General features: G+C 43.2%; 21 protein-coding genes and 1 tRNA gene. 17 read left to right on the top strand and 5 right to left on the bottom strand.

The annotated features are described in order from the left end of the window. Window positions 1-2: 2 nt before the first annotated feature. Complete coding sequence (locus tag ACLROL_RS02360; protein WP_087211209.1) at window positions 3-575, bottom strand: xanthine phosphoribosyltransferase; 573 nt, start codon at window positions 573-575, stop codon at window positions 3-5. A gap of 182 nt (window positions 576-757) precedes the next feature. Between ACLROL_RS02360 and ACLROL_RS02355 the strand changes: the two genes are divergently transcribed. Next, a tRNA-Arg gene (locus ACLROL_RS02355) sits at window positions 758-829 on the top strand. A gap of 79 nt (window positions 830-908) precedes the next feature. Here ACLROL_RS02355 and ACLROL_RS02350 read toward each other — a convergent pair. Beyond that, complete coding sequence (locus ACLROL_RS02350; RefSeq protein ID WP_221919098.1) at window positions 909-1,829, bottom strand: deoxyribonuclease IV; 921 nt, start codon at window positions 1,827-1,829, stop codon at window positions 909-911. A gap of 202 nt (window positions 1,830-2,031) precedes the next feature. Between ACLROL_RS02350 and argS the strand changes: the two genes are divergently transcribed. The 6 genes from argS (at window position 2,032) to tsf (ending at window position 9,140) form a co-directional block, all read left to right on the top strand. After that, window positions 2,032-3,798: an arginine--tRNA ligase gene (gene argS / locus ACLROL_RS02345; protein ID WP_221919097.1), complete on the top strand. Its 1,767-nt coding sequence runs from the start codon at window positions 2,032-2,034 to the stop codon at window positions 3,796-3,798. A gap of 3 nt (window positions 3,799-3,801) precedes the next feature. Then, window positions 3,802-4,962 (top strand): alanyl-tRNA editing protein, encoded by a 1,161-nt coding sequence (locus ACLROL_RS02340; RefSeq protein WP_221919096.1) that lies wholly within the window; start codon window positions 3,802-3,804, stop codon window positions 4,960-4,962. Continuing rightward, a complete protein-coding gene (locus ACLROL_RS02335) occupies window positions 4,955-5,827 on the top strand; it encodes a CPBP family intramembrane glutamic endopeptidase (RefSeq protein ID WP_287448510.1) in 873 nt (290 codons plus the stop codon). The genes ACLROL_RS02340 and ACLROL_RS02335 overlap by 8 nt, the downstream gene beginning before the upstream one ends. Before the next feature lie 235 nt (window positions 5,828-6,062). Continuing rightward, on the top strand, window positions 6,063-7,208 hold the full coding sequence (locus tag ACLROL_RS02330) for a C40 family peptidase (RefSeq protein WP_087199754.1): 1,146 nt from the start codon (window positions 6,063-6,065) through the stop codon (window positions 7,206-7,208). Window positions 7,209-7,425: 217 nt separating this feature from the next. Then, window positions 7,426-8,184, top strand: coding sequence for a 30S ribosomal protein S2 (gene rpsB, locus ACLROL_RS02325; RefSeq protein WP_087199653.1), 759 nt, complete (start codon window positions 7,426-7,428; stop codon window positions 8,182-8,184). A gap of 35 nt (window positions 8,185-8,219) precedes the next feature. Then, entirely contained in the window at window positions 8,220-9,140 is a 921-nt protein-coding gene (gene tsf / locus ACLROL_RS02320; RefSeq protein WP_087199655.1) for a translation elongation factor Ts, read from the top strand. 141 nt (window positions 9,141-9,281) lie between these two features. Here the strand turns inward: tsf and ACLROL_RS02315 are convergent, their stop codons facing one another. Then, complete coding sequence (locus tag ACLROL_RS02315) at window positions 9,282-9,782, bottom strand: YbaK/EbsC family protein (protein ID WP_413067271.1); 501 nt, start codon at window positions 9,780-9,782, stop codon at window positions 9,282-9,284. A gap of 129 nt (window positions 9,783-9,911) precedes the next feature. On the opposite strand from ACLROL_RS02315, the gene ACLROL_RS02310 reads away from it, so the two are divergent. The 9 genes from ACLROL_RS02310 to ACLROL_RS02270 all read left to right on the top strand — a co-directional run bounded on the left by ACLROL_RS02310 (window position 9,912) and on the right by ACLROL_RS02270 (window position 17,105). Next, complete coding sequence (locus ACLROL_RS02310; RefSeq protein ID WP_287449216.1) at window positions 9,912-11,159, top strand: DUF6070 family protein; 1,248 nt, start codon at window positions 9,912-9,914, stop codon at window positions 11,157-11,159. A 96-nt stretch (window positions 11,160-11,255) separates the two neighbouring features. After that, the gene (locus ACLROL_RS02305) at window positions 11,256-12,596 is read left to right on the top strand and encodes an MATE family efflux transporter (protein ID WP_287449214.1); all 1,341 of its coding nucleotides are present in this window, start codon (window positions 11,256-11,258) and stop codon (window positions 12,594-12,596) included. A gap of 133 nt (window positions 12,597-12,729) precedes the next feature. Continuing rightward, on the top strand, window positions 12,730-13,095 hold the full coding sequence (locus ACLROL_RS02300; protein WP_087199663.1) for a GntR family transcriptional regulator: 366 nt from the start codon (window positions 12,730-12,732) through the stop codon (window positions 13,093-13,095). Continuing rightward, window positions 13,092-13,778: an ABC transporter ATP-binding protein gene (locus tag ACLROL_RS02295; RefSeq protein ID WP_221919092.1), complete on the top strand. Its 687-nt coding sequence runs from the start codon at window positions 13,092-13,094 to the stop codon at window positions 13,776-13,778. The genes ACLROL_RS02300 and ACLROL_RS02295 overlap by 4 nt, the downstream gene beginning before the upstream one ends. A gap of 14 nt (window positions 13,779-13,792) precedes the next feature. Continuing rightward, a complete protein-coding gene (locus ACLROL_RS02290; RefSeq protein WP_287449211.1) occupies window positions 13,793-14,545 on the top strand; it encodes a hypothetical protein in 753 nt (250 codons plus the stop codon). A gap of 108 nt (window positions 14,546-14,653) precedes the next feature. Beyond that, window positions 14,654-15,469: a YncE family protein gene (locus ACLROL_RS02285; RefSeq protein WP_413067270.1), complete on the top strand. Its 816-nt coding sequence runs from the start codon at window positions 14,654-14,656 to the stop codon at window positions 15,467-15,469. Between the two features lie 39 nt (window positions 15,470-15,508). Continuing rightward, the gene (locus ACLROL_RS02280) at window positions 15,509-15,805 is read left to right on the top strand and encodes a hypothetical protein (protein ID WP_413067269.1); all 297 of its coding nucleotides are present in this window, start codon (window positions 15,509-15,511) and stop codon (window positions 15,803-15,805) included. 101 nt (window positions 15,806-15,906) lie between these two features. Beyond that, a complete protein-coding gene (locus tag ACLROL_RS02275; protein ID WP_087199671.1) occupies window positions 15,907-16,239 on the top strand; it encodes a sporulation initiation factor Spo0A C-terminal domain-containing protein in 333 nt (110 codons plus the stop codon). Between the two features lie 152 nt (window positions 16,240-16,391). Then, complete coding sequence (locus tag ACLROL_RS02270; protein WP_087199674.1) at window positions 16,392-17,105, top strand: YoaK family protein; 714 nt, start codon at window positions 16,392-16,394, stop codon at window positions 17,103-17,105. Here the strand turns inward: ACLROL_RS02270 and ACLROL_RS02265 are convergent. Continuing rightward, on the bottom strand, window positions 17,098-17,373 hold the full coding sequence (locus ACLROL_RS02265) for a hypothetical protein (RefSeq protein WP_204244032.1): 276 nt from the start codon (window positions 17,371-17,373) through the stop codon (window positions 17,098-17,100). The two genes, ACLROL_RS02270 and ACLROL_RS02265, sit on opposite strands and share 8 nt — an antisense overlap. Window positions 17,374-17,524: 151 nt before the next feature. After that, window positions 17,525-17,794, bottom strand: a complete 270-nt coding sequence (locus ACLROL_RS02260) for an HPr family phosphocarrier protein (protein ID WP_204244033.1) — start codon at window positions 17,792-17,794, stop codon at window positions 17,525-17,527. Between the two features lie 222 nt (window positions 17,795-18,016). Between ACLROL_RS02260 and ACLROL_RS02255 the strand changes: the two genes are divergently transcribed. Next, window positions 18,017-18,991 (top strand): AraC family transcriptional regulator, encoded by a 975-nt coding sequence (locus ACLROL_RS02255; RefSeq protein ID WP_413067268.1) that lies wholly within the window; start codon window positions 18,017-18,019, stop codon window positions 18,989-18,991. Window positions 18,992-19,004 lie beyond the last annotated feature (13 nt).

Raw genomic sequence — 19,004 nt, 5'->3', positions numbered from 1 at the left:
AGCTATTCGGCAAAAGTTAAAGAAGTGTCCGTCATAGAGTCGACAATCGCAAGAGATTCAAGATGAATTCCAAGATCACGTATTTTTTGGCCGCCGGACTGGAAGCCCTTTTCGATTACGATACCTGCTCCTTCTATGGCGGCGCCTGCGTCATTGACAAGAGAAATCAGTCCCAGGAGAGCGCATCCATTTGCAAGGAAATCATCGATGATCAGGACGCGGTCTTCCGGCCCAAGAAACTTTTTGGACAGGATGACGTCATAAGTACGTTTGTGAGTAAAGGATTCGACTTTGGAGTGATACACTTCGCCGTCGATATTGATGCTCTGGGCCTTTTTGGCAAATACCACCGGAACATGGAAGTACTGGGCTGCGATACAGGCGATGCCGATACCGGATGCCTCGATCGTAAGGATTTTTGTAATCTTGTCAGAAGGGAAAAGCCTGCGGAATTCTTTTCCAATCTCATTGATCAGATCGATATCCATCTGATGATTCAGAAAACTGTCAACTTTCAATACGTTGCCAGGCTTTACCACTCCGTCTTTCAAAATGCGTTCTTTCAGAAGCTTCATAGTTTTGTTCCTTCCTTATCAGATATAGTAGTGCTGCGCACGACACGCGGCCATTTGTAATATATCATACAGAAAGGGAAAGAGAATTTCAATCTAAAAATAAAAAAAATGTCGGATATTTGCGCTTTACATTGAGAGAATTATATGGTATTATAATCTACGCGTTCAACAATACGCAGCATACACCTATAGCTCAGGGGATAGAGCACCGCCCTCCGGAGGCGGGTGCGGCGGTTCGAATCCGCCTAGGTGTGTAAAACCGCAGGTCTTGTGGCCTGCGGTTTTTCGTTGTATGAAAAATTCGTTTGTATAAAAAGAAAGAGGAAGCGGAGGCTACAGTCCAATGATCTCAGATTGTATATCTGGGCGGAACACATTATTGCGCAGCATTTCGATTTCGTGCTTGTAAGGAGGAAATGTCTTTTTTGGATTTTTTGGATGCGGGACGTAAGGTGTCTCAAGGATTTTCGGAACATGCATAAAATCCGGATGATGTACGATATGGGAAAGAGCGTCAAATCCGATTTCGCCGAATCCTATATTTGCATGGCGGTCTTTCCGGGCAGCCAGCGGGTTTTTGCTGTCATTGATATGGAAGACTGAAATCTGGTCTTTCCCAAGGAGACGGTCAAATTGATCGATCACACCGTCGAAATCATGCACGACATCGTAACCGCTGTCATTTACATGGCATGTGTCAAAACAGACGCGGAGTTTGTCGTTGTGCACGACACCGTCGTAAATCTGTGCCAGTTCCTCAAAAGTACAGCCAAGCTCAGAGCCTTTGCCGGACATTGTTTCCAGGGCGATGTGACATGGAGTGTCGGCAGATAATACCTCATTGAGTCCTTTTACGACTTGGCGGATTCCCTCTTTTTGTCCGGCACCGACGTGGGATCCTGGATGGAGAATCAATATGTGGCTTCGGCAGGCGTGGGTCCGCTGGATCTCCAGGGAAAGAAATTCTACCGCAAGCTGAAATGTCTCCGGTTTTATGGAGTTTCCCAGGTTGATGATGTAAGGAGCGTGCACAATGATATCGGAAATACCGTTGGCTTTCATATAATCCCATGCCTCCGGTATCCTCAGTTCGCTGATTGCCTTGCGGCGGGTATTTTGCGGGGCTCCGGTATAGAACATGAATGTATCAGCGCGATAGGACACTGCTTCTTTTGCGGAGCCGAGAAGCATCTCTTTTCCGCTCATTCCAACATGGGAACCAAGGATTGGTAAAGAATGTATCGGTGTAGTCATTTGTATTTTCCTTTCTTGTTAAAAATAAGAATCATTATTGATTTTAAAAGAGAAAAGGGAAAAAAGCAAGAGGAAATAAAAATTTTGTTGTTGGACGGAAATGCATGTGCTAAAATAAAGAAACATACGTTGTATTGCCATGCGCAAAAGCGCAGATTTTTACAGTAAAAATGAATTCACAGATAAAGGGGAAGCGATAAAAATGAAAAAACTGGCAGAATTTCTTGAAGAAGAAGTAAAGGCTGCATTTGAGAAAGCAGGTTATGACGGAAGCTATGCAAAAGTGACACTGTCTAATCGCCCGGATTTGTGCGAATATCAGTGCAATGGTGCGATGGCACTGGCAAAAACATACCGGAAAGCACCGATCATGATCGCAAACGATGTGACAGCACATTTAAAAGAAAGTCATGTGTTGAAATCAGTCGAAGCAGTTAACCCTGGTTTTATTAATATGGTAGTAAATGAGGCTTTTCTTGCGGAGTTTGCTCAAGCTATGAAAAACGAGGAGAAGCTGGGGGTAGATGAGACAAAAGAAAAGAAAAAAGTGATCCTGGATTTCGGCGGGGCCAATGTGGCAAAGCCGCTCCATGTGGGACATCTGCGGTCAGCCGTGATCGGGGAAAGCTTAAAGAGGATCATCCGGTTTAAGGGTCACGATGTCATCGGAGATGTGCATCTCGGTGACTGGGGATACCAGATGGGGCTTGTCATCACAGAGCTTGGAAAGCGTAAGCCGGATCTTCCTTATTTTGATGAAAATTTTGAAGGAGAGTATCCGCAGGAAGCTCCGTTTACCATTGGAGACCTGGAAGAAATTTACCCGTATGCGAGCGGATATGCAAAAGAGCATGAAGACTATAAGGCAGAAGCACTGAACGCGACATTCGAACTTCAGAATGGAAGAAGAGGCTACCGCGCACTGTGGCGCCATATCATGAATGTTTCTGTTTCCGATCTCAAGAAAAATTATGGAAATCTGAATGTGACATTTGACCTCTGGAAAGGGGAGGCAGATGCTCAGCCGTATATCCCGGATATGGTAGAGATGATGAAAGAAAAAGGCTTTGCACATATCGATCAAGGAGCGCTTGTTGTGGATGTCAAAGAAGAATCAGACACGAAAGAGATTCCGCCATGCATGATCCTCAAGTCAGACGGCGCTGCGCTTTATGATACGACTGACCTTGCAACGCTAGTGGAAAGAGAAGAGTTATATAAGCCGGACGAAGTCATCTATGTGGTAGATAAAAGACAGGAACTGCATTTTGTGCAGGTATTCCGTTGTGCGAAAAAAACAGGGATTGTTCCGGAAAACACAAAACTTACGTTCATTGGCTTCGGAACAATGAACGGAAAAGACGGAAAACCGTTTAAGACAAGAGAGGGCGGTGTTATGCGCCTGGCAGATCTGATCCAGGGGATCAATGATGAGATGCTCACAAAGATTACGGAAAACAGGACAGTGGCACCGGAAGAAGCAGAAGAGACAGCAAAGCTTGTCGGACTCGCTGCGCTGAAATACGGAGACCTTTCCAACCAGGCTGCAAAAGACTATATCTTTGACCTTGACAAATTTGCTTCTTTTGAAGGAAATACAGGTCCGTACATCTTGTATACTATTGTCAGGATCAAGTCGATCTTAAACAAATATAAAGAAAATGGCGGTGTTGTGGAGACAGCTAAGATACGTGTCCCAGACGGGGAGGCAGAAAAGGCGCTGATGCTGGAAGCTGCGAAATTCAACGGGGTGTTTGATACGGTGGTGGAAGAACTTGCACCGCATAAGATCTGCGCTTATGTATATGATCTTGCCAACACATTTAATCGCTTTTATCATGAGACAAGGATTCTGGGCGAAGAAGACGAAGACAGAAAGTCCGGATTTATCGCACTCTTATCTCTTGTGAAAGAAATTTTGGAAACATCCATTGATCTTTTGGGATTTGAAGCGCCGGAAAGGATGTAGCATATGACCGAGAAGCTTTTTTATGAAGATGCATATCGGAAAGAATTTGATGCCAGGGTTTTGTCCTGCCGTCCGGTTCCTGAAAAAGGATATGAAGTCGTTCTTGACAGGACGGCTTTTTTCCCGGAAGGGGGCGGACAGTACGGTGATGTCGGAGAAATCAGCGGCGTCCGTGTGTCGGACACGCAGGAAAAGGACGGCGACGTCATCCATTATACTTCAGAGCCTCTGCAGGAAGGAGCGGCTGTCACAGGTAAGATAGACTGGGAGATCCGATTTTCGAGAATGCAGCAGCATACAGCGGAGCATATTTTGTCCGGGCTTGCCCATTCTATTTTTGGGTATCAGAATGTAGGATTCCATCTGAGTGACGAAATATGCACAATGGATTTCAGTGGTCCGGTCACAAAAGAAGAGATGGAGGAAATCGAAAAAAGAGCCAACGAGGCTGTATACAAAAATATTGAAGTAAATGTCCTTTGCCCATCAAGGGAGGAACTGAAAAATTTTGAATACAGAAGTAAGATTGAGATTGAAGGACAGGTACGGATCATACAGATTCCCGGATATGATACTTGTGCATGCTGTGCACCTCATCTTAAAAGGACCGGGGAGATTGGGCAGATCAAAGTTATCGGACTTATGAATTATAAAGGCGGTGTCCGAGTAACGATGGTAAGCGGAAACCGTGCTCTTTGTGATCATGAAAAGAGAGAAAAAGACATGAAAGAAATCTCTAAGCTTTTGTCGGCAAAAGAGTGGGAACTGCCGGAAGCAGTACAGAAACTCAAAGATGATATGGAAAGACAAAAGAGCGAGGTTTTGTCTCTCCAGAGAAAGCTCATCACATACAAAGCAGCTGAAGTGCCGGCAGGTCAGAAACTTGCCTGTCTGTTTGAAAAAGATCTGGATGGGACAGGCATACGGGAACTGATGAACCAAGTATTGGAGAATCATGTGACGGTGTGCGGTGTCTTTCTCCAAAAGGGAGAAGGGTGGCAGTATGTTGTCGGCAGCAGGGAGAAAGATGTGAGGGAAATTGGTAAGAAACTCAATGAAAGATTTCACGGACGAGGCGGAGGGAAACCGGAAATGATACAGGGATCACTCCAGGGACGTCCAGAAGATATTAAAAGCTTTTTTGAGGAGACAGTAAATGGATAATTATCAATATTACAGAAGACCTTTCAATCCGATAACAAGAGTGCTCGTGCCTCTTTTGATCTATTGGGGGATCGGGCTTTTATGTCAGTTTATTGTTACCGCATCTTACATGGTGGCACATGCCAACGAACTTCTGGCAGCCTATGAAAGCGAGGCAAAACTGCAGGCTTTTATGGAAGAAGCGTTTCGGTTCATTTTTCGTTTTTCCACGGAAACCACAGCAGTAGGAGCTCTGATCATGCTGCCGATCTGTATCTATATGATACGGAAAGACAAACGAATGAGAGCATTTTCTGGAATCAAGGAAAATGTGTGGAAAGGACCGGCTAAGATTTATCCTCTGACGGTAGGGTTTGGAGTTACGGCTGGAATCGTGGTAAACAATCTTCTGATCCTGAGCAACATCCGTGCCATCAGCCAGAGCTACCAGACGACGTCGGAAGCACTGTATTCTGCACCGCTGGCAACGCAGCTTATATGTCTTGGGATTATTGTGCCGATTTTGGAAGAATGCCTCTATCGAGGAGTGATCTACAGAAGGGTCCGAGACATGTCAAGCTGGAAAAAAGCGGCTGTGATTTCGTCTCTGATTTTTGGATTCGTCCACGCCAATCTGGTACAGGCAATCTATGGTTTTGTGTTTGGACTTGCGTTGTGCTGGCTGTATGAAAAGCAGACGACACTTAAGGTCCCTGTACTGTTGCACTGTACAGTAAATATCGTGTCCGTGATCATGACTGCGACAGACGGATATCTCTGGATCTTTAAGACGCCTGTCCGCATGGGTATTATTACGGTTGCCTGTGCGGCTCTTGCATCTGGAATATTTGTTCTTTTAAAAGGAATCCACAGTCCGGAACAATAGACCGCATAGTGGAGCATGAGAAAAATGTTACAAATATATTAAAAAATGTTGCAAATTTTCTTAAGGTGATATATACTATGCAATATGAGAACAAACCACAAGATATGTGGTCTGAGAGGAAAATATGCCTGAAAAGCAAAGAAAGATTCAGGCATTTTTTCAGGCAGCGAGTCGGCACGAAAGTGACCGGGGCAGACAAATAAAGGATGTTGATTTCAGGACAGGAGAGAAGAACATGAACAAATTTGGCAAGAAACTTGTTATAGCATTGATGGCGAGTTCCATGCTGGTAACACCGGTTTACGCAGCACCAAATACAAATGAAATCCAGGCACAGAAAGAGCAAAAAGAACAGGAAGTGAAATCTCTGCAGCAGCAGCTCCAGAGCATGGTAACAAAAATTGCTGATCTGGAACAGCAGATGATCACAAAAGGAGAAAAAGTCATCCAGGCCAAAGAAGATCTGGCAAAAGCAGAAGAACAGCAGAAAGAGCAGTACGAGGCAATGAAGCTTCGGATTAAATATATGTACGAGCAGGGAGATGTGTCAGCGCTGGAAGATCTCTTCACATCCAGCAGTATTGCGGATTTTCTGAACAAAGCAGACTACATCGAGACCGTACATAAGTATGACAGAGAAAAACTGCAGGAGTACGTAGATACAAAAGAGAAAATCGAGAAGCTGAAACAGCAGCTGGAAGATGATCTCAAGAAAATGGAGACCATGCAGGCTTCCTTTGAGAAGGAAAAAGAACAGCTGAACGCAACGATTCAGAGCAAACAGGCAGAAGTGTCAGACTTGAATCAGCAGCTCCAGGAAGCGGTACGAAAAGCCGCTGAAGAGCAGCAAAAGAAAGAGGAAGAGGAAGCAAAGAAACGTCAGGAAGAACAGCGTCAGGATAATACGGAACAGACTCCGGGAAATTCAGATGATGGCGACTCTACACCGAGCAATCCGGGAGGAAATACTCCTTCCAGACCGGATGCAGGAGGATCAGGCAACACTGGTAATTCCGGCAATTCTGGAAGCTCCAATACTGGAAACACAAGCGTTGCACAGGCGATTGTAAATGCAGCTTACAGCTGCCTTGGAACTCCATATGTATGGGGCGGCAACACACCGGGATCCGGACTTGACTGTTCCGGTCTTGTAAAATACGCACACAATGCAGCAGGCATCACAAATATCGCCAGACAATCCGGGGCTATCGGATCTGGCGGGAAGGCGGTTTCAAGTCCGCTTCCGGGAGATGTCGTATGTTACAGCGGACATGTGGGAATCTACATCGGCGGAGGTCAGATGATCCATGCTCCAGAGCCAGGAGATGTTGTAAAAGTGGCGGCTGTGTACGGAAGTCCATGGTACAGAAGATACTGGTAAAAGAGAAAAGAAATAAAAAAGGTTCCGGGAAATTTCCGGAGCCTTTTCTTTCTGGAAAAGTTATGTAAAATACTTGCAAGAAAAGAGCGGATATGCTATACTACGAATGTTGCAAAAAAACACGCATGCGGTTACTTCCGGCGGTGCCAAAGGTTCGTCCGGCTCCGGAAGGCAGAAACATGCGGAAGAAAAAAACCAAATTTATGGAGGAAAAAACATGAGCGTTATTTCAATGAAACAACTTTTGGAAGCAGGTGTTCATTTTGGACATCAGACAAGAAGATGGAACCCGAAGATGGCTGAGTACATCTATACAGAAAGAAACGGAATCTATATCATCGACTTACAGAAATCCGTTGGAAAAGTAGATGAAGCTTACCAGGCTGTAGCTGATATCGCAGCAGAAGGCGGCACAATTCTTTTTGTAGGAACAAAGAAACAGGCTCAGGATGCGATCAAGACAGAAGCAGAACGCTGCGGAATGTTTTACGTAAATGAAAGATGGCTTGGAGGTATGCTTACAAACTTCAAGACAATCCAGAGCAGAATCGAACGTCTGAAAGAAATCGAAACAATGGCTGAAGACGGAACATTCGAAGTACTGCCGAAGAAAGAAGTTATCGCATTAAAGAAAGAATGGGAAAAACTGGAAAAGAACCTTGGCGGAATCAAGAACATGAAGAGACTGCCGGATGCTATTTTCGTAGTAGATCCGAAGAAAGAAAGAATCTGCGTTCAGGAAGCTCACACACTTGGAATTCCGTTGATTGGAATCGCTGATACAAACTGTGATCCGGAAGAACTTGATTACGTGATCCCGGGTAACGACGACGCTATCAGAGCAGTAAAACTGATCGTTGCAAAGATGGCAGACGCTGTTGTAGAAGCAAATCAGGGAACAACAGGCGAAGAAGTTTTTGAAGGCGAAGACGTTGCAGAAACTGCAGAAGAAGCTGAAGAAACAGTAGAAGAATAATCCATTTCGAAAGACAATTTCAGGAGGAAAACAAAATGGCAGTTACAGCAAGCATGGTAAAAGAATTAAGAGAAATGACAGGCGCAGGAATGATGGACTGCAAAAAAGCTCTTAATGAAACAAACGGAAATATGGATGAAGCCGTTGAATACTTAAGAAAGAACGGCCAGGCAAAAGCTGAGAAAAAAGCTGGAAGAATCGCAGCAGAAGGTCTTGTAAAAGCATCTGTAAAAGAAGACAAAGTAGCAGCAATCGTGGAAGTAAACTCTGAAACAGACTTTGTTGCTAAAAATGCTGAATTCCAGAGCTTTGTTGACGCTGTTGTTGAACAGGCAATCGATACAAAGGCAACAGACATGGATGGTTTCATGGCTGAAGCATGGAAGGCAGATACATCCAAGACAGTACAGGATGCACTGACAGAAAAAATCGCTGTTATCGGAGAAAAGTTAAGCATCAGAAGATTTGAAAAGATCGAATCTGAAGGATGTGTAGTAGCATATATCCACGGCGGCGGAAGAATCGGTGTTCTTGTAGAAGCTGAAGCTGATGTTGTGAACGATGAAATCAGAGCATGCTTAAAGAACGTGGCAATGCAGGTTGCAGCTATGTCTCCGAAGTATGTTTCCCGTGATGAAGTTTCTCAGGAATTTATGGATCACGAAAAAGAAATCTTACTTGCTCAGGCTAAGAAAGAAAACCCGAACAAACCGGACAATATCATCGAAAAGATGATTATCGGACGTCTGAACAAAGAATTAAAAGAATACTGTCTGTTAGATCAGGTATACGTACAGGACAGCGACCTTACAGTTGCTAAATACGTAGAAAAAGTTGCAAAAGAAAATGGTGCAAATGTCAAAGTGAAAAAATTTGTACGTTTTGAAACAGGTGAAGGAATCGAAAAGAAAGTGGACGATTTCGCAGCAGAAGTTGCAGCTCAGGCAGGAATGTAATCTCATAACTTAAAAGGTAAAAGCCGGATGGTTATCAATGACTGAAAACCATCCGGCTTTTTTCATGCCTATTTTATACATAACCATTCCTCCCAGACGGGAAGATGGCTATTAAATTTGATAGTGTCAACAGATTTTTACTTATACGTTATCGTTTTTGGTATCAGACTCGAGACACCATCCCTTGCACACATCAATCCAGCCGGCAGAGCAGGAGTAAGTTTCCAGTTCCTCCAAAGACAGGCTTACGGCACTGTGACCGTTGCCGGCCGCCGGGTATACTTTTTCAAAACGTCTGAGAGACTGATCAAGATATACGATAACGCCGGGATGGACCGCAAATGGGCAAACTCCGCCAGGAGCGTGTCCGATATAAGTTTCCACCTGGTCTGCGGGAATCATCTTTGCTTTTTCATGGAATATATTTTTATATTTTTTATTATCCACTTTGGCGTCTCCTGCCGTGACGATCAAGATAGGATTTTCCGCTGCTAAGAATGATAGTGTTTTGGCGATCTGGCACGGCCGACAGCCGATCGCGCTTGCCGCTTCTTCTACTGTGGCGCTGGACTGGGCAAGCTCCATGATTCTTTGCTCCATACCGACACGTTTCAGATATTGTTTTACATTTTCGATAGACATTTTGTGCACCTTCTCTTTTTCATTTTTCTATTTCATTATACATCAGCAAGCAGAAGAATTCACTTGACTTTTAAATATTAGGGATATAGGATTTAAAAGGGCAAATAAGATTTAAAGAAGGGGCAATAAATGGATGATATAAGATGGGTAATAAAAAAGTATGGTATCTGGATCATACTGCTTATTCTTGTGCTTTTTGCAGGGTGCATGATATGGCAGAACCTGGGCGAAAAAGACAGAGAAGATTCTGTAAAGAAGACAGATACTACAGAAGAAGCAGGAAATGATGCGAATCAGGAAAAAGGTTACGACCTGCCGGTAGATGAAAAAGCAGAAGAAAAAGCTGTAAAAGACGGAAAAGAAAAGATGATGGATATAAAAGAGACCTATCAGGCTTTCCGTGGAGCAGCAGAAACCGGAGTTTTACCGGATGTAGCTATTCAGCAAATGGCAGAACGGTTAGAAAAGGATGGGAATATTGTTGTTGAGGGAACTGCATACGAAGTGATGCATCATTATGAAAAAATGGATGTGTTTCTAGGACAGGCAGCGCAGGGGAAAAAGGACCGGGTCACGATATACGAATTGCGGGAAAATGGAGATATCGGGAGAAGTGAATATATTTATGACGGGAAAGACATGTATGTGCTCAACACCGGATTCTCATGGGGAGAAGACGATGATATAGCTGTTTCCGACTCGACTCTCACAAGGATGGAATGGTTTACCTATACGGAGAAGGGGTGGTTTCTTTTTGAATACTGTGTCCCGCAGCCTCCTGACGTAACGGAGGTAATTGACGGGCATGACGCCATTAGAGTAAAACCGCTGGAGGAGAGAAATCGAGAGATTTCTGAGAAATATCTTTTCCCTATCGGATATCAGAGCAGTAATCTTTTGTGGTCGGACTGGGATAGTGAACATAAGGACAAGATTGATTACAACGCTTTGTTCGAATCGTTTTATGAAATAAAATACCAAGAGACGTTTCCTGTGGATAAATATGCCGATGGCATACCAAAAGAGGAGTTTGAGGCAGTCATGAAAGAATATCTGCCAGTATCAGAGGAGGATCTTCAAAGGTTTGCAGTTTTTGATGCAGCAACGCAGCGTTATGCCTGGAACGAACAGGATTATAGAAGCAATGACTCCGGTGCGTTCGGGCTTTCTTTGCCGGAAGTGATCGGGATGAGGGGAGGGAAAGACGGAACGATTGTGCTTACAGTAGATGCGGTATGCAAAAGCCTTGGAAGTGACCGCCTTATCCGCCATGAAATGATGGTAAGACAAGAAGGGGAGATGATCAAGTATCTGAGTAATCGTATACTGGAAAACAATATGGAGACATTGCCGGAATATCACTATCGGACAAAATAGACACAAAAGCGAAAAGATTTCAGAAAATAGGAAGATTATGTCAAAAATCTATGTTATAATAAAAAAGACAAACAGAGGATTAAGGGGGAAGAAAAAATGGAGACATCCAAGACACTAATGACAGAAGGCCCAATATGGAAGAAGATCATTTTTTTTGCCATACCGATTTTCTTGGGCAATCTATTTCAGCAAATGTACAATACGGCGGACTCGCTGATCGTCGGAAATTTTCTTGGAAGCAATGCGCTGGCTGCGGTTAGTTCTTCTGGGAATCTGATCTATCTGATGATCGGTTTTTTTAACGGAATTGCTATCGGTGCCGGAGTCGTGATAGCAAGATATTACGGAGCGCGGGATGAAGTAAGTGTGGAGCAGGCGGTTCATACGACCGTTGCCTTCGGGCTTGTGGCAAGTGTCGTGCTGACGATTGTGGGCGTATTTTTTGCACCACAGATTCTGATCTGGATGAAGACCCCGGAAGATGTCCTCCCGGAATCTGTGTCTTACTTTCGTGTGTACTTTATGGGATCTACGGGTTTTGTCATGTACAATATTTTTGTGGGCATTCTGCAGGCGGTAGGTGACAGCAAGCACCCGCTTTATTATCTGATCCTTTCTTCTGTCATCAATGTAGTGCTGGATCTCGTATTTATTGCCGGATTTGATATGGGAGTTGGTTCGGCGGCCTTCGCGACGGCAATTTCTCAGTTTGTGAGCGCATTTTTATGCATGACACAGCTGATGCGATCGAAAGAAGAATATAAACTTCAATGGAGGCGGGTAAGCTTTGATCGGGAGATGTTAGGGCAGATCATCCGGTTTGGTTTGCCCTCCGGATTTCAGAATTCCATTATCGCCATTGCAAATGTAGTGGTACAATCCAATATCAATTCTTTTGGAGAGATGGCTATGGCAGGATGTGGGGCTTACTCTAAGATTGAAGGATTCGGATTCCTGCCGATCACAAGCTTTACCCTTGCCCTTACGACATTTGTAGGACAGAATCTGGGAGCGAAAGATTATGACCGTGCAAAAAAAGGAGCAAAATTTGGGATGTTCTGCGCTATGGGAATAGCGGAAGTCATTGGGATTGTGATCTTCATTTTTGCGCCGGTATTCACGGCAGCCTTTGACAGTACGCCGGAAGTGATCCGGTTTGGGGTGGAGAGAGCAAGGACAGCGGCGCTTTTTTACTTCCTACTGGCATTTTCTCACTCCGTGGCAGCCATACTGCGAGGAGCGGGGAAGGCAGTGGTGCCGATGGTTATCATGATGATTTTCTGGTGTGTGGTACGTGTGGCATTTCTGACAGGAGCAGGTATGTTCATTTCGTCCATTGCCATCGTATACTGGGTATATCCGCTGACATGGACATTGAGTTCTGTCGCATTTCTCATATATTACAAAAAAGCAGACTGGCTGCACAGTTTCTCATAATATTGTTTTTATTAAATTTCAGGCGTGTATCTTGAAAAAAGATATTTGCCTGAAATTTTTTTGCTCTTGTTATTGACAAACTCAAAAAACTAGTGTACTATTTAACTAGTTCACTAGTAGAGAGGAGGATCACATGGAATTTGACAGTGGTATGCCGATATACATGCAGGTAATAAGAGATATTAAAAAGAAGATCGTGCAAAAAGAACTTTTGCCAGGAGAGAAGCTGCCGTCTAACAGAGAGCTTGCCGTCCAGTACAAAGTCAACCCAAACACAGCGGCGCGGATCTATAAAGAGATGGAGATGGCAGGGTATTGTTTTACAAAAAGAGGACTTGGAACATTTGTGACGGAGGATGAGACGATGCAGAAAACAGTGAGAAAAGAGATGGCGGAAGATCTTTTGAAGGGATTTATGAAAGAGATGAAAGATCTGGGATTTGACAAGACGGAGATTATTTCCGAGATAAAAGAGTATGAGGAGGAGCCAGAAAAATGATCGCAGAAAGCAGAAATCTTACAAAAGTATACAGAGGAAAACAAGTTGTGTCAGATGTGACTCTGAAGCTCCGCGGAGGAAATATATACGGGCTTCTTGGACCAAACGGATGCGGTAAGACGACATGGATGAAGATGATGACAGGATTTGTTAAGCCAGCTAAGGGAGAAGTCATTTTTGATGGAGCCCCATGGACATACCGGGCGAAAAGTGAGATCGCATATATGCCAACGGAAGCATTTTTCTATGATTTTATGAAGGTGGCTTCTGTAGGGAAATATTACAAAGATTTCTTTGAAGGATTTGACGAAGAAAAATATGAGGAACTTGTCCGGAAAGTAGGACTTGACATGGACATGAAAGTGCGGGATCTTTCTACGGGAATGATGGCAAAGCTCAAGGTTATTGCCACCATGTCGAGAAAAGCAATGCTTTATCTTCTGGATGAACCGTTAAACGGAATCGATCTTAAAGCCAGGGAAGAGATCGTTGACGTCATTCTTATGACAGTCAGTGCAAAAAATGTTATCGTAATTTCTACCCATCTGATCGAGGAAGTGGAAAGTTTTATTGACAATGCGGTGTTTATGAAAGATGGGAAAATCCTGAGAGAGTTTGACACAGAGACACTCCGGATGCAGGAAGGGAAATCGATTGCTGACCTGTATCGGGAATTGATGTAGGGAAGGAGAGCATTATGGGAAATTTGATCAAATATGAATGGAGAAAACAGAGAACATCGAGGCTGCTTATTCTTGCCAGCCTGATCATATCGATTATCCTGATGATCGGAGGCAGTATATCTGAAAGTGATGTTGTGATAGGATTTGGTGTCTTGATTATTTCTATTGCTGGTATGTTTTCCGTATTTTATCTCGGGATCGAGAGCCTGATTGTTTACAACAGAGATTTGCGGACGAAGCAAAGTTATATGCTCTTTATGGTACCGCATTCCACATGGGAAATTCTCGGGGCAAAATTTATTTCAGCAATACTTCAGATGTTTTTCGCAGCTGTTGCGTTTCTTATCGGTATGGCGGCCTGCTTCTCTGTCATCGCAGTCTATGAGACAAGTATCGGAGAGCTGATGCGTGCAATTTGGGAATTCATTGGGAGAACACCGGAGTTTAACTGGATCCCTCTTTTGCAGGCATTGCTGCTTTCGTTCATCGTATGGGCGACGGTCATCATGACTGGTTTTCTGGCAGTCACGCTGTCCAGGACCGTATTGTTAAAGAGTAAGTTTGCCGGGCTTATCTCCGTCGTATTGTTTTTTGTGATCAGCGGAGTAACCGAACGGATCCATATATTTTTGATAAATCTTAGAAATGTTACAGCACAGGGCATCTTGTCACAGATTTCATTTTTCGACTACGCATTTTACATTCTTGTATGTATGATTCTCTTTTTTGCTTCCGGTTGGATTGCGGACAGAAAACTGAGTATATAGGACAGCCTTTTGGACGGCCACGGGATTTCCCGGGCCGTCTTGCCCTTTTCTTCGTAAAGATTTATAATAAAAAGAAATGTGGCAATGAATAAAAAAGAAGTGAGAGCTGTGAAAAAAAGAAAAACTGTCAGGATATGGATATATATCCTTTTATTTTGGATTGCCGTGGCAATTCTGTTTGCATTTTATATTTTGATTTATCGAGGAATCAATGAGCCGAGAACAAGATACACGGAGACAAATACGGGAGCAGCTGTGCACAGTGCAGATGAAATCAAATGGATTCTTTCCAACTATCCGGATCTCTTCGATGAAGAAGTGATTCGCCATCTGGAAAACGAGAAGAATTTTGGCACGTATGTCATACCAGGGCTGAAGGCAACAAAGACCATCGACTATAATACGAAACAGTCGGATATGTGTACATCCATGACACCCCAGGGAATTGATGTGACGGACAAGTATATTTTTGTCAGTGCATACTGTCACACAAAGCGTCATAATTCTGTTCTTTTCATGATTGATAAGGAAAGTGGAAAATACATAAAGGAGATTATCATGCCAAATCGCACGCATGCGGGAAGTATCGCCTATGATAATATTCACAAACTTTTGTGGGTAACGGACAGACAAGATGGAAATGCAGCGGTCAGTCTTTATACTATCCCAGCTCTGGAAAACTATCAGTATGAGAAGTCCAAACGTCCCCTTCCGTTTCTTGGAACTTATCCAATGGAAGGACTTACGAGGAATTCATTTATGGCTTTTAGAGGAGGGAGCCTGTACGCGGGATATTTTTCCATGTCTGGGGATAGTATTATCAATAAGTACTCCGTCGATTCGATCGTCAATGAGAATCAGGGGGAAGTGTATGAAGAACTTCATGAGGAACGAGAGTCTTTAAGTCGTGTTGCCCTGGATTAGGAATGGGCAGATATCCTTCCTCAGATCCAGGGACTGGAAGTGTTTGGAAATTATCTGTTTTTATCCCAGTCATATGGATATGCGGATTCTAAACTGCGGATCTATGAGAGAGCTCCGGTTGATGAGGAAAAGTATTCGCTGAAAAAGAAAGAAGAGCTGAAAAGTTACGATCTTCCAAATAGACTGGAACAGATCTGTGTACAAGGAGGACGTCTCTATCTGCTCTTTGAATCCGGGGCATATGCTTACAGAGGAATCCCGGTAAACTGCGTGGACCGTATCGTTACAGTAGATTTAAATGATGTGCTGAAGGACATGAAAAGTGATGAAAAATAATATAGAAAAGAGCGATGCTACATTTTGTCGATAACTGTAGTTTTTCCAAATATTTCCGGCTAAACTCTGTATGATAGTATGGAGGTTGGGAGGAGGAAAGCATGCAGATAGTCTATGAAACACTGAGAGGTTTGGGACTAACTTCTAAATATCAAGGGTATCATCAACTGGCAAAAGCAATCATGATAGCACTGGAAAATGACGACTTGCTGCTGAATGTGACGAAAAATATTTATCCTGAAGTGGCAAAGGAAATGCACACGACACCGCAGAGTGTGGAAAGAAATATCCGAACGGCCATAGAGGTATGCTGGAGACAAAGCGGGGAAGAGGGTTTTAGCAGGATTGCAGGATGCAAGGTGGAGAAAATACCGACAAATGCAGAATTCATTGATATGCTTGCTTTCTATATTACAAATCATAACGAGCGTTAACAAATGATAAAAAAGGATAATGTGATACCGGAAGGGCGGAAAAGAAGCAGCAATATGGGAGTGTTTCTTTTCCGCCTTTATATATTTTTAGCGTGCCATTGAAAAACAAAAAGAACGTGCTATAATATAGAACAGTCAAGGAGGAGTTTTCAGTGTTGAGAGAGAAGAAATGCGATGTCGCTGTTCACTATATTATGGCATGCTGCGGAGGGTTTATAGGTGCCTATGCGATTTTAAGCAGGATGGAAGTGTTTGGATCCGCGCAGACAGCAAACCTGATCGAGCTTGTTTGTGATATCCTTGGAAGAAATCCAAAAGAAATTATGATCCGTATTTGCGCCCTGCTTATCTATGTGGGGGCGATGATTTTGTCGGTCGTGCTCGAGAAGACAACAAGCTGGAATTTGAAGTATCCTGCTATTGTGTTTGACCTGACGGCAGTTACGGCGGTCGGCTTTGTGCCTGGAACGACAAATCCGATCATTGCGCTGTATCCTGTGTTTTTTGCCACAGCATTTCAGTGGTGTGTGTTTAAGGGGGCAAACGGCTATGTGAGTTCTACGATATTTTCCACGAACAATCTCAAGCAGACGGTTATTTCCGCAACAGATTATTTGATGAGTGCACACGATGAGGAAGGAAGAGAGAAAAAGGCGGAAAAAGCACTGTTTTTCGGAGGGACGATCTTGAGTTTTCATGCCGGGGTTGCTGTGTCTTACCTGCTGTGGCTTCATTACGGTATTCATGCCAGTTGGTTTTGTGTAGTACCACTTGTTTTTGGAGGTGTTCTCGTGGCAGCAGGAGATGGTATTTTCAGCGGATCAAAAGAGAGGAAAGCGGAAGCAGGAGAAATAGGAATCAGATGATTCCCATTTTCCGAAATGCTTCCTCTTTGTCCAGAAGATAAGTTCCGTCTTCAAACTGAAAGAGGGGAATACCGATAATGTGATCCCTTCGTACAGTATCGAAGAGGTCGAGGGTATCCCGCAGCTTCAGAAACCGTTTCAGATTTCCGGTGTTTTCTGTGATATCGATAAACAGACAGCGAAGATCATCCATGTTTGCCTTCGCTATTCGGTCTTTTGTTTCTACACAATCAGGACAGATATCAGAACTGTAAATAATTACTTTCATAAAATGCAACACTCCTTTTCTTTTTTTTGCATTATAGCATGACTTCAAAGTAAGGACAATAGGAGAAGGATAATTGATAATACGAGAAAACCCCGTATCTTTATCTTGAAAAAGATGCGGGGCTTTTTGGGAATGAGTGTAAAAAATAGAGTTATGCAATTTCCTGTCGGTCAGATTCGGATTTTTTGCCTGAAAATTCTGCAAGGCAATTCAAATGGGATGGATCGATATCTGTATAGTTTGCATAAATAGAAAGTTTCAAACGGGATGCTTTGCTTAAAGCAAATACACCTAAAAGTGATTTGGCATCAACAACACGTTTTCCGCTTGTCAAATCCGCGTGATAAGGAAGTTTCTCTACAATATCCACGAATTTAGGTACATCTTCGTTTTGTCTGAATCGAACAGCCAACTGAATCATGTAAATCTCTCCTTCTCATGACATCTGACATAGTCAGTGTTTGCCTGTATTAACTTACATATCCAGTATATACCAAAATATCCATTTTTTTGAGAACTTATATTGCAAAAAAAGCGTCGGATTTTGCGAAAAATATCGAATGAAAACAAAAAGGACATTTTTTGCATAAAAGAGGACGAAATTTGTGTTATAATTGGTGTACTGAAAGAAAGAAGGTGTAAGATGAATCCTGATTTGATCGAAGAATTAAAGAAAATCACATCCCGCGAGGAGAGCGACATCCAAAAAGCATCCCGTGCTCTGGAGCACTATGCTATAGAAGAGAGAGAAGATATCGTTGATTACAGGAAAATGACAGACGAAAACGGGCTGATTGGATTATATAAAAGGACGAGATTTGTAGATTATCCCGCCCATGCGCACAATTATCTGGAAGTCATCTATATCTGCAGCGGCTCCCTCAAACAGATCATAGACAATGAGACAGAACTTGTGATGGAGAAAGATGATCTTCTGTTTTTGCGCCAGGGAGTGAAACATAAATCCAGTATTCCGACCTATGACGATGTGGCGATCCATTTTATGATCCTTCCGGAATTTCTGAGATATCCGCTGGGAATGCTGAATGAAGATACTATTCTCAGGAGGTTTATCGAAGGCGTTATACGAGAGGAGCAAAATTCGGAGAAGTATCTGCATTTTCATCTGCAAGAGATGAGAGAGGCACAAAATCTTCTGGAAAATATGATTACCAGTCTTATCTATCATAGAAGAAACGAACAGAGGATCCTGCAGGCTACTATGGGAGTGCTTTTTCTGGAACTGACGAACCGGACCTACAAAATTACCATCGGTGCTCCGTCAGAGTATGAGCGAAATCTTGTTTTAAAAGCACTTCAGTATGTGGAAGAACAGTATCGGACTGCCAGCTTGGATGAATTTGCAAAGAGTGTCAATCAGCCTTCATACTATATCAGCCGTCTCGTTAAGAAATATGGACCTTACACATTTACAAAATACCTGCAGAGGAGGCGACTTATTCAGGCAGGACACCTGCTGGAGTCGACATCGTATTCCATCGAGGAAATCATGGAAGCTGTTGGTTATGAAAATTCCAGTCATTTCCATCGGTTATTCAGAGAGGAATACCACATGACGCCAAAGGAATATAGAAAAAATATGCAAAAGAAATACTAAAGGAGATGGCGGA

Origin of the sequence: Sellimonas sp. (genome assembly GCF_047234585.1) — a bacterium.
GTDB lineage: Bacteria > Bacillota > Clostridia > Lachnospirales > Lachnospiraceae > Sellimonas > Sellimonas caecigallum.
This window is presented reverse-complemented; position numbering and strand designations above follow the sequence as displayed.

Excerpts from the sequence above, each read along its gene's own strand:
- tsf (WP_087199655.1), top strand. The coding sequence starts at position 8,220 with ATGGCAGTTACAGCAAGCATGGTAAAAGAATTAAGAGAAATGACAGGC.
- ACLROL_RS02260 (WP_204244033.1), bottom strand. The coding sequence starts at position 17,794 with ATGATTCAGTTGGCTGTTCGATTCAGACAAAACGAAGATGTACCTAAA.
- rpsB (WP_087199653.1), top strand. The coding sequence starts at position 7,426 with ATGAGCGTTATTTCAATGAAACAACTTTTGGAAGCAGGTGTTCATTTT.
- argS (WP_221919097.1), top strand. The coding sequence starts at position 2,032 with ATGAAAAAACTGGCAGAATTTCTTGAAGAAGAAGTAAAGGCTGCATTT.
- ACLROL_RS02265 (WP_204244032.1), bottom strand. The coding sequence starts at position 17,373 with ATGAAAGTAATTATTTACAGTTCTGATATCTGTCCTGATTGTGTAGAA.
- ACLROL_RS02255 (WP_413067268.1), top strand. The coding sequence starts at position 18,017 with ATGAATCCTGATTTGATCGAAGAATTAAAGAAAATCACATCCCGCGAG.
- ACLROL_RS02275 (WP_087199671.1), top strand. The coding sequence starts at position 15,907 with ATGCAGATAGTCTATGAAACACTGAGAGGTTTGGGACTAACTTCTAAA.
- ACLROL_RS02360 (WP_087211209.1), bottom strand. The coding sequence starts at position 575 with ATGAAGCTTCTGAAAGAACGCATTTTGAAAGACGGAGTGGTAAAGCCT.
- ACLROL_RS02350 (WP_221919098.1), bottom strand. The coding sequence starts at position 1,829 with ATGACTACACCGATACATTCTTTACCAATCCTTGGTTCCCATGTTGGA.
- ACLROL_RS02305 (WP_287449214.1), top strand. The coding sequence starts at position 11,256 with ATGGAGACATCCAAGACACTAATGACAGAAGGCCCAATATGGAAGAAG.
- ACLROL_RS02340 (WP_221919096.1), top strand. The coding sequence starts at position 3,802 with ATGACCGAGAAGCTTTTTTATGAAGATGCATATCGGAAAGAATTTGAT.
- ACLROL_RS02315 (WP_413067271.1), bottom strand. The coding sequence starts at position 9,782 with ATGTCTATCGAAAATGTAAAACAATATCTGAAACGTGTCGGTATGGAG.
- ACLROL_RS02300 (WP_087199663.1), top strand. The coding sequence starts at position 12,730 with ATGGAATTTGACAGTGGTATGCCGATATACATGCAGGTAATAAGAGAT.
- ACLROL_RS02335 (WP_287448510.1), top strand. The coding sequence starts at position 4,955 with ATGGATAATTATCAATATTACAGAAGACCTTTCAATCCGATAACAAGA.
- ACLROL_RS02295 (WP_221919092.1), top strand. The coding sequence starts at position 13,092 with ATGATCGCAGAAAGCAGAAATCTTACAAAAGTATACAGAGGAAAACAA.
- ACLROL_RS02290 (WP_287449211.1), top strand. The coding sequence starts at position 13,793 with ATGGGAAATTTGATCAAATATGAATGGAGAAAACAGAGAACATCGAGG.
- ACLROL_RS02310 (WP_287449216.1), top strand. The coding sequence starts at position 9,912 with ATGGATGATATAAGATGGGTAATAAAAAAGTATGGTATCTGGATCATA.
- ACLROL_RS02330 (WP_087199754.1), top strand. The coding sequence starts at position 6,063 with ATGAACAAATTTGGCAAGAAACTTGTTATAGCATTGATGGCGAGTTCC.